The 17,774-nt window shown below is 33.7% G+C and carries 16 protein-coding genes; 13 read left to right on the forward strand and 3 right to left on the reverse strand.

Annotation, left to right across the window (positions count from 1 at the left end; translation table 11 throughout):
* Positions 1-792 (forward strand): YibE/F family protein, encoded by a 792-nt coding sequence (locus tag FOD82_RS00775; RefSeq protein ID WP_144354611.1) that lies wholly within the window; start codon positions 1-3, stop codon positions 790-792.
* Positions 764-1,579, forward strand: a complete 816-nt coding sequence (locus FOD82_RS00780; RefSeq protein WP_144354612.1) for an alpha/beta hydrolase — start codon at positions 764-766, stop codon at positions 1,577-1,579. Before FOD82_RS00775 ends, FOD82_RS00780 begins: the two co-directional genes overlap by 29 nt.
* 65 nt (positions 1,580-1,644) lie before the next feature.
* Here the strand turns inward: FOD82_RS00780 and FOD82_RS00785 are convergent, their stop codons facing one another.
* Complete coding sequence (locus tag FOD82_RS00785; protein WP_242450186.1) at positions 1,645-4,662, reverse strand: TIM-barrel domain-containing protein; 3,018 nt, start codon at positions 4,660-4,662, stop codon at positions 1,645-1,647.
* A 168-nt stretch (positions 4,663-4,830) separates the two neighbouring features.
* Here FOD82_RS00785 and nagA point away from each other — a divergent pair, with 168 nt between their 5' ends.
* Positions 4,831-5,979, forward strand: coding sequence for an N-acetylglucosamine-6-phosphate deacetylase (nagA, locus tag FOD82_RS00790; protein ID WP_144354613.1), 1,149 nt, complete (start codon positions 4,831-4,833; stop codon positions 5,977-5,979).
* Between the two features lie 816 nt (positions 5,980-6,795).
* Here nagA and FOD82_RS00795 read toward each other — a convergent pair.
* Complete coding sequence (locus tag FOD82_RS00795) at positions 6,796-7,272, reverse strand: nucleoside 2-deoxyribosyltransferase (protein ID WP_144354614.1); 477 nt, start codon at positions 7,270-7,272, stop codon at positions 6,796-6,798.
* A gap of 129 nt (positions 7,273-7,401) precedes the next feature.
* Here FOD82_RS00795 and FOD82_RS00800 point away from each other — a divergent pair, with 129 nt between their 5' ends.
* Complete coding sequence (locus FOD82_RS00800) at positions 7,402-7,881, forward strand: PTS sugar transporter subunit IIA (protein WP_144354615.1); 480 nt, start codon at positions 7,402-7,404, stop codon at positions 7,879-7,881.
* A gap of 35 nt (positions 7,882-7,916) precedes the next feature.
* Here FOD82_RS00800 and FOD82_RS00805 read toward each other — a convergent pair whose 3' ends face one another.
* Complete coding sequence (locus FOD82_RS00805) at positions 7,917-8,720, reverse strand: tyrosine-protein phosphatase (protein WP_144354616.1); 804 nt, start codon at positions 8,718-8,720, stop codon at positions 7,917-7,919.
* Positions 8,721-8,871: 151 nt separating this feature from the next.
* Between FOD82_RS00805 and FOD82_RS00810 the strand changes: the two genes are divergently transcribed.
* From FOD82_RS00810 to asnB, 9 genes are all read left to right on the forward strand, one after another.
* The gene (locus FOD82_RS00810) at positions 8,872-9,357 is read left to right on the forward strand and encodes a universal stress protein (protein ID WP_144354617.1); all 486 of its coding nucleotides are present in this window, start codon (positions 8,872-8,874) and stop codon (positions 9,355-9,357) included.
* A gap of 321 nt (positions 9,358-9,678) precedes the next feature.
* A complete protein-coding gene (locus FOD82_RS00820) occupies positions 9,679-10,617 on the forward strand; it encodes a phosphate/phosphite/phosphonate ABC transporter substrate-binding protein (RefSeq protein WP_144354618.1) in 939 nt (312 codons plus the stop codon).
* Between the two features lie 14 nt (positions 10,618-10,631).
* Positions 10,632-11,402 (forward strand): phosphonate ABC transporter ATP-binding protein, encoded by a 771-nt coding sequence (gene phnC / locus FOD82_RS00825; RefSeq protein WP_144354619.1) that lies wholly within the window; start codon positions 10,632-10,634, stop codon positions 11,400-11,402.
* On the forward strand, positions 11,395-12,192 hold the full coding sequence (phnE, locus tag FOD82_RS00830; protein ID WP_144354620.1) for a phosphonate ABC transporter, permease protein PhnE: 798 nt from the start codon (positions 11,395-11,397) through the stop codon (positions 12,190-12,192). Before phnC ends, phnE (FOD82_RS00830) begins: the two co-directional genes overlap by 8 nt.
* Positions 12,192-12,998: a phosphonate ABC transporter, permease protein PhnE gene (gene phnE, locus FOD82_RS00835; protein WP_144354621.1), complete on the forward strand. Its 807-nt coding sequence runs from the start codon at positions 12,192-12,194 to the stop codon at positions 12,996-12,998. The genes phnE (FOD82_RS00830) and phnE (FOD82_RS00835) overlap by 1 nt, the downstream gene beginning before the upstream one ends.
* Before the next feature lie 244 nt (positions 12,999-13,242).
* Positions 13,243-13,596: a hypothetical protein gene (locus tag FOD82_RS00840; RefSeq protein WP_144354622.1), complete on the forward strand. Its 354-nt coding sequence runs from the start codon at positions 13,243-13,245 to the stop codon at positions 13,594-13,596.
* Between the two features lie 159 nt (positions 13,597-13,755).
* Positions 13,756-14,241, forward strand: a complete 486-nt coding sequence (locus tag FOD82_RS00845) for a hypothetical protein (RefSeq protein WP_144354623.1) — start codon at positions 13,756-13,758, stop codon at positions 14,239-14,241.
* Positions 14,242-14,292: 51 nt separating this feature from the next.
* Positions 14,293-15,690 (forward strand): metallophosphoesterase, encoded by a 1,398-nt coding sequence (locus tag FOD82_RS00850; protein WP_144354624.1) that lies wholly within the window; start codon positions 14,293-14,295, stop codon positions 15,688-15,690.
* 132 nt (positions 15,691-15,822) lie between these two features.
* Entirely contained in the window at positions 15,823-17,772 is a 1,950-nt protein-coding gene (asnB, locus tag FOD82_RS00855; protein ID WP_144354625.1) for an asparagine synthase (glutamine-hydrolyzing), read from the forward strand.
* The last annotated feature ends 2 nt before the right edge of the window (positions 17,773-17,774 follow it).

The following is a 17,774-nucleotide window of genomic DNA, read 5'->3' on the forward strand; positions in this document are numbered from 1 at the left end:
ATGAGCACATTAACTGCATTAATTATTGTGTTAGCAATTTTGATGACAATTATTGGTGGAGAAACTGGAATTAGAAGTTTTTTTAGTGTATTAATAAACACTTTACTATTAATTTTAGTGGCAATGCTTATTTCTTGGGGAATTAATATTCCCATTCTAATTTTAATTTTTATACCTTTAAAGCTCGCTACGATTATCTTTTTAGGCACCCATGATTATACTGTTGCTAAAAATTCCTTTTATTCATCGTTTTTGGTGTGTTTAATTGTTTGCGTCTTAATTATTGGTTGTCAGTGGCTAGCACAAGCTGCAGGTCTTGGACCAGAAGCTGGGGAAGTGTTAGTTGGACTTTCACAAATGCCGGGACTTAATTATGGTATGATTGCAGTAGCGGTAGCTATTTTTTCAGCACTTGGTGCAATTGCTGAAGCTGCTGTTGCCATGAGTTCGGGATTGCTAGAAATAAAAAAGCATAATCCTGATATTAGCCGTAAGAATTTGATGGCAAGCGGTAATGCAATCGGAAATGATGTTTTAGGAACAGCAATGAACACTATTTTATTTGGGATGTTCGGTAGTTTCTTATCTTTATTTTTATGGTATTATCGACTTAACTACACTCTTGGTGAAGTATTAAATGAAAAATTATTTGTAAATGAAGCATTGATAATTATGTACTCTTTAATAGGAGTAATTTTAACCGTTCCTCTTTCGACCATTTTTTTGACAAAAGGAATGGAAAAACATGAAAGTGAGAAAAAACATGAAAGTAGAAAATCTAACTCTAACTAATTTTAATGGGCGTAAATTTAATATTCATACTTATACTTTAGATATCAATCCTCAATTAATTGAACAAAAAAAGCCGCTAATGATTGTTATTCCTGGAGGGAGCTTTGACCACTTATCAAAGCGTGAAGGTGAGCCAGTGGCTTTAGCTTATTTATCCCATGGATATAATGCCGTAGTAATGGATTATAACTTAGTACAAGATCCAGGAACTATTTATCCGGATGCAGGTTTAGATGTGCTCACTACAGTGAAGTACTATCGTGATAACGCAGATAAATATAATATTGATCCACAAAAAATAATAACAATTGGATTTTCTGCAGGCGGTCATGTGGCAAGCAGTGCAAATTATATGGCAAATAATGACGAGTTTGCTGAAAAATACGGCTATATTTCAAAAGAAGTTTTACCTAATAAAACTATTTTGGGTTATCCTTTAATAAATATAGATCAGTTAGGTTTTGCGATGCCTGAGGGCGCAGAAAAAGAACTACCATCAGATGCAAAACTGCGTGATACTGCTTTAGGTGTTTCACGTGAAACACCTGCTACGTTTATTTTTCAAGCATGGGATGATCCAATTGTATTGATTTCTAACTCTATTGAATATATTCGTGCACTTTATGCAAATCAAGTAAAGTGTGAAGCTCACCTTTTTACTAAAGGTGGACATGGTTTTTCTTTGGCACGTCCTGAAGTAGTTGAAAGAGGACGCGAGAGTCAAGATAATCCACATGATGCCAAATGGTTTAGCTTAAGTCTTGAGTGGTTAAAAGAAGAATTATAAATTATATAGTGTAATAAATAAACGACTCTAGAACTTCTAGAGTCGTTTATTTTGTATAACTTTAATTAATCTAATGCATTTTTATCACGGAAGAATAATACTTCTCTACCAGCAACTTTTTTGCCACTAGATTTATAAACAATCAATCTAACTGCTTTAGCCTTAACGTCTCTTAAGCCAACAACCTTATTCTTGCTATCAGCTTTCCAAGATAGACGTTCACCATAAGGAGTGAAGGTTTCTCCATCGGTGGAGATCTCTAAGCTCACTTCAGTAGGGTCACTATCATGGTCAATATTACGTGGAACAAAGACCATTCTACTTAATTTTTCAAGTTTGTTGAAAGTAAATGTTAGAGTTAAAGGATTATTTTCATTTACTTCATCTAATGTCTTCCATTCACTAGCAAGCTTAAGATCTGTTAAATAGCTAAGTGGATGGTGACCTTCACTTTCAAAATTACTATTAACGCGTACATTATTAATTGCATATTCTAAAGAATCAGGTTTAGTTTTTGCTCCAAATGGATCTGACCATTCAGATACTTTATTACCAGCTACATAACGCAAGCGCATCACATAGCGTGTATTTGGCGTTAATTCATGGAAAGTAAAGTTATCGCCATCAATACCATCATAAAGTAAACCATTAACTTCAATTTGTACGCGATCAGTTAATTGAGGCCAGGAAACAGTTAAAGAATGGGCACTCGTTTTAGTTTGGTCAATCATTGGTTGTTTTGGTGAGCGTAAGAGTGAATCAGTGATTGCATGAACTAAGGTGCTGCTTCCATAATTAAAGTTTTGAATTTCTATTTCAATTTTAGAGTCAGTAATATCACGATTTGCGAGTTTGATTTGTAGGGCAATCTGTTTTTCAGTTTGATAATCACTGAATTGTGGGGTCCAGTTGTAGTTAGTATTGAAGAAGTATCCTTCTTTTGCATGAGCAAATGTATCAACGGTGCCATATTCCTGCATTGGGATATCTTGATCGTTAATTTTAACATTTACTCGATCTGGATAAGAATCACACATAATATTTAAGTTAGTAGTTTGGTGAGTTTCCATCTTTGTGAAATCACCCACAACTGGTTCAATATTAATTGTTAGTTTGCCAGATTCAAGATTTGATGAAATTTTAGTTTCACTATGGCTATGAGCATAGTCAATTGATCCATTATCATCAAAGAAGGTAAAACTGCTCTTTCCTTGAGGATAAAGTACAAAATTACGCTCTCCAATATCAAAAATTGCGCCTCCTCGTACAAATACTGGTAAGTGCCAAATTGGATATGATAGTTTATTAAATACGCGTCCGCCAAGGAACTTCTTTCCAGTAAAAAGATCGACCCACATTGTACGATGGTTTGGTAAATAAAGATTATCTTTACGGCTATCGCCACTTCCATCTTCACGACCATTAGTAATTGGAGCAATTAATAAATTAGGTCCAAGCATAAATTCGTTCCCAACTTGTTCAGTATAATTGACTTGCTCTTGAGGAAAATCAATGAAAAATGGTCTCATAATTGGCTCGCCGTCTTGAGCTGTATACATGAGAGAGTAAAGATAATTGCTCAATTGTTTGCGCAAAGTGAGGTAAGCGCGATTAATGCGAGTCATTTTAGAGTTATAAGCAAAAGGCGTTTTACTAAATTTGCCTTGATTATCTAAACTAAAGAGTAGAGGAGTGAAAGATTTCCATTCGAAGTCACGAATTGAAATTTGTGCGTTTCCTCCGCCTTCAGTTCCATCAACTGCACTACCTAAAATTGGTTGGCCTGATAAATTTGATCCCATAAAACCAGCTACTTGAGTAGCAATATTTTTCCAATTTCCTCCAATATCTCCAAAAGCAATTGCAGAGTTCTTTTGACTACCGCTATTGCCGGTTGTTGATAAGATTAATGGACGAGTTTGTTTAATGTTATCATCAAGAATTTGGGTATCTTGTTGGAGTAAGTCACTGTCGCTAGTATTAGTTGCCACAAATGAAGTTGTAGCAGGAAGTTGAGCATCATTAGTCCAAAGACCAGGTTGAACTTTTTGTGAGATTGCATAGCTATTGAAGTTATTAATTGCTTCATCATCTACATCTTGATTTCCATAGTTTGGAATAAACCACCCAAGTGGAAAATGGAAACGATGGAAACGGTCGATCATAGCACGAGCTGAAAATTGATATTGATCCTCACCATTTAAAGATGATTTGCCACTAGCTTCATCTGCTGAATAAGTTTGAACATAATAATTGTTGTCTTCGTATTCTTCAGCACTACGGTCTCTAGCAACACTTGGCTTCCACATAGTCGTTAAGAAATTACCCGCATAACCTAAATCTAAAGCGTATTTTGGTAAAAGCATAGGCTTACCTGTTAAGAGGTAGTATTTTTTTAAAATATCTTTAGGTGAATCACCAATGATATAGAAATTATCGAAAATGTTAGTTCTATGAGCTAACATGGTAGTGCCGTTTTCAAACTTGCCAAAATCGTACTTACCCACAGCAGTTGTATTTCTAAGCTCTCCAAAGCCAGCATTTGACCAAAAGAATGGAACTTGAGTTAATACACCGCCTTTTCCTTTTATTTGATCACGCTTAATTTTAATATTTTGTCCTTTATGACTAAAATAGCCATTTTGCATCCCACCACCGTAGTAGAATTCGTTTTTATTTTGGTTAAGGATTTCTACGCTGGCATCTTGTCCAATTTCGATTGGACTCTTTTGAACTAAGCGAGTATGGTGTAATGTTTCATCAAAGATACTCATAACAGCTGGATTTTGTTGAAAAATCAACTGGTAGTTGCCTGATTGAATGATTAAAGAATCACTTGTGGCACGAGGATTTGATTGTTCGAATAAATGGTTATCAAATTTAGATAAATCAACAAATGAAGTATGATTTTCGTCAAAATTCTTACTTGGATCTAAAAAATAACGGAAGATCCCGTCACTAATAATGTAAAGACGAGCGACCTCACCTGTTGAATAGTGAAGTTCATAATAATGGTCGCGCTTATTAGCACCAACCAGTTGTCCTAATTGGTGTCTTTTTATTTGCATATCTTGATCTTGCATTATAATTCTTTCTTTCTTCTAAAACTTATTACTACCATTATAACCAAAAAGTGAGAATTTTTTGAGTAATTATTCTAAAACTGGTAAAGACCAATTTTTTAAGATAAAATAGAAGTATAATTAATTGAGTTTGAATTGTTTTCTTGTGAAAGTAGAAAGAAGAAAGTTATGAAGTATTATATTCATGCCGACAAATTTTTCTTAAAAAATAGAACTGAAAATGGTGGTTATTTAGAAGTTGATGATGGTAAGTTTGGTTTTTATTATCCAGATAATCATAAGCCAGATGGAAAGATTATTGATTATTCTGGTAAGTGGATTGCTCCTGGATATGTTGATACCCACATTCATGGTTCTTTAAAAGAAGATGTGATGAAGAGTGATTGGGAAGGAATCAATAAGATTTCTGAAGGCCTTTTAAGTGCTGGTGTAACTTCTTGGATGCCAACCACAATTACCGCTGCAAGTACTACTTTAACAAAAATTTGTGAAATGTTTGCTCAGCATCAAGGTGAAGAAAGCGGAGCTAAAATTAAAGGGATTCACTTTGAAGGACCATTTTTCACAGAAGAACATGCAGGTGCAGAAAATCCTAAATATATGATGGATCCAAGTGTTGATGAATTTAATAAATGGCGCAGTGCTTCTAATGGAATGCTTAAGAAAATCTCAATGGCACCAGAGCGCCCAGGATCAGCTGAATTTATTCGTGAAGTAACTAAAGAAGGTGTAGTTGTTGCATTAGGACACTCAAGTGCAAGCTTTGAAGAAGCTGTACGCGGAATTGAAGCGGGAGCTAGCATGTTTACTCATACTTTTAATGGGATGCCAGATCCAGCTCATCATGGAGCTACTATTTCAAATGCGGCAATGGCACTTAACAACGTTACTGATGAACTTATCTGTGATGGTCATCATGTGCAAGAGCCAATGGTGCGGACTTTAATCAATGCAGTCGGACCAGAACACGTAGCCTTAATTACTGATTGTATGGAAGCAGGAATGATGCCAGATGGTGATTATATGTTAGGAGAATTACCAGTATATGTAAAAGATGGTATGGCACGCTTAAAAGATGGTGATAATTTAGCAGGAAGTATTTTACAGCTTAAAGATGGGGTTAAGAATGTGGTTGATTGGAATATTACTACTCCTGAAAAAGCTGTCATGATGGCAAGTTATGTTCCTGCAAAAAGCGCACATTTGGATAATTGTGGTGTTATTGCTCCGGATAGGGATGCTGACTTCTTGATTTTGAATCCTGATATGACATTGAGTGAAACTTACTTAAATGGTGAATCGAGATATAAGGCGTAATAATTGAAAAAGCTAAAAAATAGTGCCTTTTCAATAAACTTTTAACAATTATGAAAAAAGTTATTTCATTTTTAGGCTATGGGATTATTTTAGCGGTATTATCGTATTTAACATTAAAAAATACTAACCATCCACAAACATGGATAAATATAATTCCAATGTACGTTGCAACATATGGCATAGTTGAAATTATTAAAAGTCAAAAAATACATAATATTTTTGTAAAAACTCTTTTAATAATATTACTGTTAATATGCATTTTCATATTTATTTTGATTTTTATAAATTAAGAAATATTTTCTAGTTAAGTATTAAAAACCGTTGATAATAAAGGTTTGATTGATATGAACCTCAAAATTATCAACGGTTTTTGTTGTATTATGCTTAGGCTAAAAAGATTAGATATTTTTATGTAAGCGCTTTACAAAATGGGAGAAATTTGATATATTATAAGTGTAAAGAAAAAGAAGTGAACGTTAAGAGAGGATGAGTTCCGATGGGCTAGAAAGGCTTAATTATTAGTAATTTAGAAAGGCTTGTGATACCAATGGGCATAATAAATTAACTCAATGGTTGAGACGAAAGTGACTTAATTTTTTTACATAAGAGGCTCGAGATTTATTGATTGAGCATAGAAACAATATTTATAAAAGAAAGTCACTTGATAGGTATTCGGAAAGATTAATATATGACTTATGATAATATGAGATGACCTTTCACTAGATAGTTAAGTGAAAGGTCATTTAATTTGTTTAAAAAATATAATAAAAACTCCTGACGAACTCGCCTTGAGCAGTTTCAGCAGGAGTTTATTAATTAATAAACGGCACCATCGTAAAAGCCATAACGTGGTTGATTAAAGTTGTAATCCTTAAGTTCGCTGATTTTAATTGCATTGTCGCAAACACCCCAGCTCATTAAGTTGATAGGCTTACCATAATCTTCATCTGGGATTACAAGCAAGATAAATTTACCTTGGCTTAATGCATAACCAAGTTCCATACCTAGTCCAACATCTTCTTCTTCAGGAATGTAAACACCAATCATTACATCACTAGATTTAATTCCAAGGAGATCACCATGGTAAGTAGCGTCAGCCCATTCTACATCATGCAAATATTCAGGATGTTCATCAACACGAATACCCTTATATTGATTTTGAAGAGGTACATAGCTATTTTCTAAATCGATTGTGGGATTTTCTTTTAAAGCTTCCATGGCTTCTTTATAAGCCTTGTTTTGCTTGTCGCTAAACCAACCGGCACCAAAATAAACTGTCTTTGTTTTAGTCATAATATTTTCTCCTAAAAAATCAAAACTTACTTAAATAACTTTAACATTAAAATATTTGAAAATTTAGTCTTGTTGTTTTAGCCTAATGGGTGTATTAACAAGAAATTTTTTTAAAGGAAAGTACATAAAATGATAAAACAAAATTATTTTGATAAAAATGCTGTCTATGTGATGGATGGAGACAATCAGGATGAAATATTAAAGAAAATATATGACAAATTATTAGTAAATGGTTATGTAAAAGGAAATTTTTTAGAACATATTATTAATCGTGAACATAATTTTCCAACGGGATTAACTTTAAATACTTTAGGTGAAAATCTGCCGAATATTGCTATTCCTCATACTGAAGGAGAATTTGTAAATACAAGTTTAATAGTGCCAGTAGCTTTAAAAACACCGGTGATTTTTCACAATATGATAAAACCTCGTGAAAAATTAGAAGCAAAATTTCTTTTTATGCTCTTAGATAATCATCCAGATGGGCAAGCTCAGCTATTAAGCAAAGTGATGGACTTTTTAGGAGAAACACCCACTGATGAATTGCGTCATTTTTTAAATTTTGAAAATCCAGAAGCAATTTATGAATTTCTAGAACAAAAATTCTGAAATGAAAAACTGCCCAATTTTGGACAGTTTCTAACTTAATCTTCTAAATAAATTTGACGTAGTTTCATAATATCTGCGCTTGAAAGTTTCATGACTTCACGCAAGTAATTGTTGATACTACCGTAGTTATCATTTAGTACTTTAAGAGCATGATCAAGATATTCAGGACGTACGCTTTGAATATCACGAATTGATTGCAGAGTATTTTCATTCTTACCTTGCTTTCTTTCTCGTTCAACTAGCCCTTCAATGAAATCATGTGTAGTGATATTAGTAAGCAAATAGTCTTTTTTTATGGTTTGAAGAGGCACACCAAGAGCAGTAAGAATCAATAAAGCACCAAAACCTGTTCTGTCTTTACCAGCTGTACAGTGAAAAATTAATGCTTCATCATCTTTGTCATTATCTAGAAGTGCATCAAAGAATTTTCGGTAGGCTTTTCTAGCAGAATCGCTTTCAATCATATCTTCATAAGCATAAAGCATATGGTCAAAACCAAAATCTGCATCCTGCTTTGATTGATTTTCTAAGTCAGTAATGCTCTTAGATGAATTAGTTAAATCCTCACTAAAGACCGGATTAAATTCATATCTAGCCCCTTCTGGCACACGATCTGGTTGTTTATCTACTTCAGCTTGACTTCTAAAATCAATAATAGTTTTAACACCATAATCTTTTAAAAAATCAAGATCAAGTAGAGAAAGGTCAGCTAAATTACCTGTTCTTAAAAGCTTATGCATCTTTATTTTCTTACCAGACATGGTTTTATAACCACCAAGTTCACGGAAGTTTCGACCACTTGTTACACCAATTAATTGGTTAGTTAATTTTTCATTCAAAATAAAATCCTCCTCTCAAAACTCTCACAATTGGAATTATTGTACCAACAAACTTATGCTAAAACAAACATTTTGGAAGTAACAGCTTACAAAATTATGCTAAAATAAACTTAAGTAAGCAGATATTATTATTAGGAGATGAAAATAGAATATGGCAAAAGAAAGTATTTTAGTACCAGTAGATGGCTCAGAATCAGCTGAAAGAGCTTTTGATAAAGCTGTTAAGGTTGCGATGACTGATAAAGCGCATGTTGACATTTTGAACGTAATTGATACTCGTCAATTTATGGGCGAAATGCAAGACACTTTGATTTCTGGTGATACAATTTATCAAATGACTCAAGATGCTGAAGAATATTTGAAGAGCTTGAAGAAGTGGGCGCATGATAACTTCAACTTCGATGATATTGATTACCACATTCGTTATGGTAGCCCTAAGAGAATTATTTCTTATGACTTTATTAAGGACCACAAAGATAATTTGATTGTGATGGGGGCAACAGGTTTAAATGCTGTTGAAAGAATGCTCATGGGTTCAGTTACTGAATATGTAAATCAACATGCTTTAGCTGATGTTTTAATTGTTAGAACTGATATGGCTAACAATCCAATTAAACCAACAATGCGTAAAAATTAAAATAAAAAGTCTGTTTTTCAGGCTTTTTATTTTTTTATAAAATTGCAAGCGCTTTTTATTAAATTTTCTCTTGCGAAAAACCGAATATTTAGGTATTATTTTCTACAAATGAACGCGACTAAAGAGAAGGAGAGGGAATAATCGTGCAAGTGGGATTTACAACATTTTTTATAAAATGCAATCCTATGGGGGTGTTATTCCCTTTTTTTGGTCGTGAGAATTTTGTTCGTTTTTTAGTAAAAAGTTGTTGAATTGACTTAATAACAGTCTTATTGGCTGGTTATTGAGTCTTTTTTATTGCTCGTTTTTTCGGAGGAAAAAGTGAAAAAGTTAAAAAAGGTGTTATTAGGACTACTAAGCATCATTATGGCAGTCAGCTTAGCAGCTTGTTCAAAATCTTCTACTTCTAAAGAGAAGAAAGATTATACGCCAAAGTCATTAACCGTTGCCTTTGTACCAAGTCAGGCTGCTAATAAGCTTGAAGCACGTGCAAAGCCAATGGAAAAAATGCTATCTAAAAAGCTTGGTATCCCGGTCCACGTTACGATGTCTATAGACTACACTACAGTTGTAGAAGCTATGAAATCTCGCAAAGTTGATGTTGGCTTTTTACCACCAGATGGGTATGTCTTAGCTCATAAGCAAGGAGCAGCTGACGTACTTTTACAAGCTTTAAGATTTGGAATTAAGCAACCAGGCGGTCAAAATACTAAGAATTTAGTTGATTCATATCGTGCAGAAATCTTAGTTAAAAAAGGTTCAAAGATTAAATCTTGGAAGCAATTAAAAGGCAAGAAAATTGCTGTTCAAACCCCAACCTCAAGTGCCGGATATGTATTTCCAGTTGCTGAACTTGAAGAAAAGGGATTAAACGTTTTAAAAGATAGTAAGTTAGTTACTGTTACTGGACATGATCAGGCTGTACTTGATGTTTTAAATGGTGATACTGACGCTGCCTTTGTATTCGAAGATGCAAGAAACTTGGTTAAAGGTGATGTACCGGATATTATGAACCGAGTAGTTCCGATTTACTTTACTAAGCCAATTCCAAATGACACTATTTCGGTTAGAAGTGATATGAGTCCGGCTTTCAAAAAGAAGCTTGCTAAAGCCTTTATCGAAATTGGTAAGTCTAAAGAAGGGCATGAAATGATTGCTTCTCTTTACACTCATCAAGGATATGTTCCAGTTAAGGATTCAGACTTTAATGTAGTACGTAAATACGACAAGATAATCGAAAAAGAAGAAGATAATAAATAAAAAGGGGCAATATTATGGCAAACGAGCCAATGATTCAATTACAAGATGTAAGAAAAGTTTATGATAACGGAACCGTTGGGTTAAAAGATATTAACCTCACAATTAATAAAGGAGAATTTGTAGTAATCGTTGGTTTATCTGGTGCAGGTAAGTCTACTTTACTTCGTTCTATTAATCGTCTCCAAGATATTACAAGTGGAAATATCTTAATTGATGGAAAATCAATCACTAAAGCCAAGGGAAAAGAATTACGTTTAATTAGACGTGATATTGGAATGATTTTCCAAAGTTTTAACCTGGTTAAGCGTTCAAGTGTTTTACGAAATGTTTTATCAGGAAGAATTGCATATTATCCAACTTGGAAATCTACTTTTAACTTATTTACTAATGAAGATAAGCAAAAAGCTTATGAAGCACTTCAGCGAGTAGATTTAGCTGAAAAAGTTTATACTCGTGCGGATGAATTATCCGGTGGTCAACAACAACGTGTTGCAATTGCACGTGTGTTAACTCAAGATCCGAAGATTATTTTAGCTGATGAACCAACAGCTTCTCTTGACCCACGCACTTCAAAACACGTTATGAAAGATCTTAAAATGCTCAATGAAGAATATGGTATGACTGTTATTGCCAATCTTCACAGTGTAGAACTTGCTCGTGAATTTGGTAGCCGAGTAATTGGGGTACGTAAAGGTGAAATAGTCTACGATGGTAAGATGAGTGAAACTCCAGAGTCGGTATTCAAGGATATTTACATTGATAAGGAGAAGCGTGGCAATGAATAATTCAGAGCATTTAAAACAATTGCCAAAGAAAAAGTTCCAAATAATGAATATTATTTGGCTCCTAATTTTTATTGTAGGTTTTATTCTTTCAGTTCAAAGTACAGATACTCATATTAGTGATTTATTTAAAAATTGGGGTCAATTTTGTGATATTTTCGTTGAAATGAGTCATCCAGATTGGAATTACTTTTCAACAGTTGTTGGGCCATTGATTGAAACACTCAAAATGGCAATTCTAGGTACATTTTTAGGTTCAATTATTGCTTTTATTTATTCTTTTGCAATTGCTAGAAACATTGTAAAAAATAAGATTATTGTTTCAGTTTTGAGAATTATTATGAACATTATTAGAACTGTTCCTGATCTTTTACTTGGTGCAATTTTTGCGGCAATTGTTGGAATTGGACCACTAGCTGGTGTTTTAGCTCTTACTGTATTTACTTTTGGAGTAGTTGTTAAGCTCTTTTATGAAGCAATTGAAACTATTGATGAAGGACCAATTGAAGCAATGAAGGCAGTTGGTGCAAATAAGTTTCAAATTATTCAAGAAGCCGTGATGCCACAAGTTTTAACTTATTTCATTTCATATGTCTTATATGCGTTTGAAATCAATGTTAGAGCTTCAACTGTTTTAGGTTATGTTGGTGCTGGTGGTATTGGTGTTCTTCTTCAAATTAGTTTAGGAAGATTCAATTATGCTCAAACTGGGTTAATTATCTTAGTAATCTTTGTTGTAGTCTTCCTTATTGACTACGTATCTTCTAAATTTAGAGAGGCGGTAATGAAGTAATGAATAATAGTGCACAATTGCCTGCTAAACCAGTAAACACCAAGAAAAAGGCAACTTATTGGATAAGCGGTATTATTACTGTCGGATTAATTATCTGGTCTTTTACAGGAATGGAATTAAAATTAAGTCCTAATTTTAGTAAGTTGATTGGATCAATTTTTTCTGGGCTTTTTCATCCAGAATGGAAGTATGTTTATAATGGTACAGGAGAAGATTTAATTTCACAATTATGGCAAACTTTATGTATTGCATTTTTAGGTACTTTTATTTCTGCTATAATTTCATTGCCATTTGCTTTTTGGGCAGCTAACACTAAACACAAAAAATGGTTTGTGAGTCGAACTGGTCATATTGTTTTAACTGCAATTAGATCATTCCCTGAAATTGTTCTTGCATTGATGTTCATTAAAGCTGTTGGTCCAGGTGCTGCAGCTGGTGTTTTGGCACTTGGTTTTCACTCTGTGGGGATGCTTGCTAAATTATTTTCTGAAGCAATTGAAAACTTAGGCGAAGGTGCTAATGAAGCAATTACAGCAGCGGGGGGTTCTAAATTTAATATTGCAATGTTTGCGACAATGCCTAATTTGATGCCAGCACTTGTTTCGAATACGTTATATCGTTTTGATGTTTCAGTTCGTTCAGCTTCTATTCTTGGTCTAGTTGGTGCTGGTGGTATTGGTACACCATTGATGTTTGCATTGAACACTCGTGATTGGAATCGAGTTGGAATTATCTTACTTGGAATTATTGTAATGGTAGTAGTAATTGACTGGATTTCAGGTTGGATTCGTAAAAAGCTAGTATAATTTGATGATTTTTTAACCACATGGATTATTTCCATGTGGTTTTTTGTTAAAAAACGTTATTAATAACAAAATTATTTTTATTTTTTGTTATTGTTTTTTGTCACTTTTAACCCCTTATCCCTTGCAGGAGTAAGACTTCGCCTCTTAAAACTTTTTATAAAAAATACTTGCATTTAATAACTAATGTTATATAATAGAATTGTCAAGAGGAAATGAAGAGTTAATAGAATCGAAGGTATTTAAAATGATGAACGTTAAAGGTTTTGTAAAAGTTGTTTCTAGTGTTGTTGTTGGTATGAGTCTTATGGGTGTTGCTTCTACTGCTCAAGCTGCTAGTTTCGAAGCTCCAAAGTTAGGTATTGCACAAGAGATGCCAACTAACCCAAGCATTCAAAAAGGTGAAAAGATCTTTGTTACTATCAAGGATACTAAGAAGCAAACAGTAGCAGTTTACAACAAGGATGCTAAGAAGACTTCAAAGACTGTAAAGATGGGTTCAACTTTCACTGCAAAAGATGTTAAGAAAGTTCATGGTAAGAAGATCGTTAAGATCAACAAGACCCAATGGCTTAGCACTAAGGATGTTGTAAAGGATTAATTTACAAAATTAAATACTTTTCGATCTATAAAAAGAAATCAGGCATTCTATGAGAATGTCTGTTTTTATTTTCTAAAAAAAACTAATTTTTAGCCTTTGAAAAATCGCATTAGGACTGATTTTTGTTATAATTAAGAGTGAATTTCAAGGAGGGGCCTTATGGAAAAATTGAATACCATGATGTTGGCCGACGATTTGGCCTTATCACAAGATAAGATTTTAAGCGGAGAACAAAACTTTGATGCTGAAGCTGTATATAAAGCAATTGATAGCTTAAATGTTTTAAATAATCCAATTAAAGATTACTTTGGTTTAACTCAAGAACAATATTATGAAGCAGAAAGTGATCATAAGCTTACTCTTATTAGGCTAGATGATAAGCTTATAAATTTACATGATCGTATTTTAACGAATCATGTTGATGGTTTTGTTGATAAGGATGAGATTAATTTAACTTATAATCATGAAAATCCTTACCAAGATGACATGTACAACAAGGAAGTTGACTACCGCGTCATCACTTATAGCCTTAAAGTAATTGGCGCAGTTCAAGCGATTGCTGCTAAAGACTTACAAGAGGTTTTATCTAAAGATGCAGTTTTGTCATTAGGACTTGCCGCATATGCTTTAGAACATAATGCATAGTTTTTTAGGTCGGCATTAGCCGGCTTTTTCTTTGTCTTTGAGGCGAAAAACATGAAGATTTTTAGACAAACAAGAGGAATTGTAGATAAAGTAATTGGTGCAAAAAAGCGTTCCAGCTTGCATCCTGAGACTAAATTTATCGATCCGCTGCAACAATATACTACAGTTGGTGAATACCATGTGGATGGCTTGGAGAATACCCCCGGGGGAAAAAAGTTCGTTTTAACTGTTTATAAAGATGAAAATGGTATTTTACATCAAGCACTTAGCCCAGAAAATACTCAAAATTTAGCTCCTGAATATGTGCGCAGTTTTAATGAAGAATTAGGTCGTTTTCGAGCTTTTAAAAATAAAAAGACCGGTCGTCGCTGGCGCGTTGAAAAATACCTAGATAGTTTTGTAGAAAGTATTAAACCGCGGATTCGTGAAGGAGAAAATTCTGTTAACATTGGTGTGATTACTGACACTCACTTTAAAGATAGAAATAGTATTGATTTTTATGGTTGGAACGGTCTAACTCATGTTCATGAATTTTCTTACTTAGATGATAAAAATCTATTAAATATGAAAGTTCACTTAGGTGACTGGATTGATGGCTCAGATGCAGGCTTAGTGAGTGAAAGTGAGCTGTATCAATTACGAGATGCGTTTAAATCAGATAAAGTTCCTTATGTAATGATTAAAGGAAATCATGATGAAAATGATAAGTTTGATGAACATCATGATTTACGTGCTTCATTTCCAGAAAATGAGTTTGAAAATATCATGTGGAAAGGCATGTATAAACAAGCTCGCATACGTTATATTTCTCGTCAGCATGGAGTATGCTATTACGATTTTGATGATGTTAGAGTTATTTCTGTTAATACATCTGATATTCCTTATGAACTTGATTCTAAAGGACAAAAGAAATATGATGAAAAAATCACTTTAGCTGTTCGTGAAGATCAAATTGAAGAAATTATTGAAATTTTGTCAAAATCATCAGGTAAAAAAATTATCTTAATGAGTCATGCAAATCCAATTAATCGAAAAGGAAGTAATGCTCTAAAATATAATGGACGTTCGCTTCATGAATTACTTGTTGCTTTTAATCAAAGAGAAAAGGGGAGAATGCATTCAAGTAAGGGAGTTCCTCCAGAATTTCGCTTATCTAATGATTTTGATTTTACAAATATTAAAGATGCTCGGATTATTGCTTACTTCTGTGGCCATCGTCATCGTGAAGATCAATATCGCATTAATGGTATTCAATATATTCTCTTTAACTGTTCAGCTTTGATGGGTGCAAATCACTCATTAACTACTAAATATAATAAAAACTGGCATCGTAAGATTGATACTAAAACTGAATATGCAGGCTATGTTGTTAATGTTGATTTAAAAAAGCATCGCCTTCAAGTGTTTGGTTATGGTGCAGCGTCTAAACGTAAAGTATTCTTTATATAATTTTAAAGTTTTACGTGGTAATTTGGCTAATAGCGCTGTTTAGCTTATAATAGTAAGGTTCAATCAATATACGAGAGAATATTTAAAGTAAGAAGATAAGTTAAGAATTTTATATAAAGGAAAAGATTATTTATGTGCGGAATTGTTGCATTTTATGATCCAGAAATAAATGAAAAACAAGCTGTCATTGGTAAGATGATGGCAACAATCAAGCACCGTGGACCAAGTTCCGACGGTTATTACACTAATGATGAAGTGGCTCTTGGCTTCAGACGTCTTTCAATTATTGACCTTCGTGGAGGAAGTCAGCCTATATATAATGAAGATAGAACTAGAGCTATTATTTTTAATGGTGAAATTTATAACTTTAAGCCACTTAGAAAAGAATTAATTGATGCAGGTCACACTTTTACAACTAAAGCTGATACTGAAGTTCTTCTTCATGGTTATGAAGAATGGGGAATGGATGGACTTTTAAAGCGTGTACGCGGGATGTTCGCCTTTCTTATTTGGGATGATAATAATAAAACCCTTTATGGTGCACGTGATTTCTTTGGTATTAAGCCAATGTACTACAGTAATGAAAATGGTCACCTTTTAGTGGGTTCAGAACTTAAGAGTTTTCTTGAATTTCCTGGTTTTAAGAAGGAATTGAATGTTGAAGCTGTTAAGCCATATCTTATGAATCAATATAATGATTTAGACGAAACTTTCTTCAAAGGCGTTTATCGCTTCCCTGCCGGACACTGGTTCGAATATAAAGAGGGAGAAATGAAGACCCATCAATACTGGGATGCTGAATACAAAGAAAATAATTTAAGTTTTGAAGCAACCCTTGAAAAAATCAATGAAGATTTGGAAGAAACTGTTAAGCTCTACCATAATGCTGATGTGCCAGTTGGGGCATTCTTGTCAGAAGGTGTGGACTCTAGTTTTATTACTAGTATCTTAAATCCAGATGATGTTTTCTCAATTAGTTTTGATGATTCAACTTATGATGAAGCTTCAAAAGCTAAGGCTTTAGCAGACATTAAGGGCTGGAATTTCTTTAGTGATAAGGTGAATGCTGATGAAGCGATGCATGACTTTGCTGAAATGCAATATCATATGGATGAACCTGATGCTAACCCATCAATTATTCCTCTCTGGTATTTATGTAAATTAGCTAGAAAGCATGTTACTGTGGTCCTTTCTGGTGAAGGTGCCGATGAACTTTTTGCAGGTTATGTTAACTATGGAATGCATACTCATAACGATGTAATTAAGGTCTTTACTTCAGAACTTAAGAAGCTTCCTAAGAAAAAGCGTGTAAAACTTGCTCATAGAATTAAGAAGATGCCAAACTTCCCAGGTAAGGTTCATATGTACACTAATTTAGCTGAACCAAGTGAATTTTATGTTGGTCAATCAGTTATCTATGATATGGATTATCCAACTATTTTCAGTTCAAAAGATGCTAATAGTATTTTGCAACCATCATACAGAAATAAGTTAACTGTAAATGGCAACTACCAAAAGGACTTTAAGAAGGTTAAGGACTTAGATGCTGTTAAGCAAATGCAATATATTGATTTGCATCACTTTATGCTTAATGACATTGAACAAAAAGCTGATAAGATTTCAATGGCTCACTCTTTAGAATTGCGTGTTCCATACCTTGATAAGAAGATTGCAGAACTTGCAAACTCAATCCCAACTAAGTATTTAGTAAATCGTCATGATACTAAGTATGCTTTAAGAAAAGCAAGTGAAAAAGTATTGCCAGATGAATGGGCAAAGCGTCCAAAGCTTGGTTTCCCAACTCCAATCAAGCAATGGCTTAAGGAACCACGTTTTTACAAGCAAGTTAGAGAATTGTTTGCAGAAGACTTTGTAAATGATATTTTTGACCAAAAGAAGATTTTGAAGTTACTTGATGATAACTATGAAGGTGATGGTTCTCACCGTCGTCAAATTTGGGCAATTTACACTTTCCTTGTATGGTACAAGCTCTTCTTCGTTGACTACAAGAATACTGTTAAGAAGTATCAACATGTTCAGCCAGAAGTTGCAAACTTGATTGCACAAGGCAAATTAGTTTAGTT

This window comes from Lactobacillus sp. LL6, from assembly GCF_007570935.1.
GTDB lineage: Bacteria > Bacillota > Bacilli > Lactobacillales > Lactobacillaceae > Lactobacillus.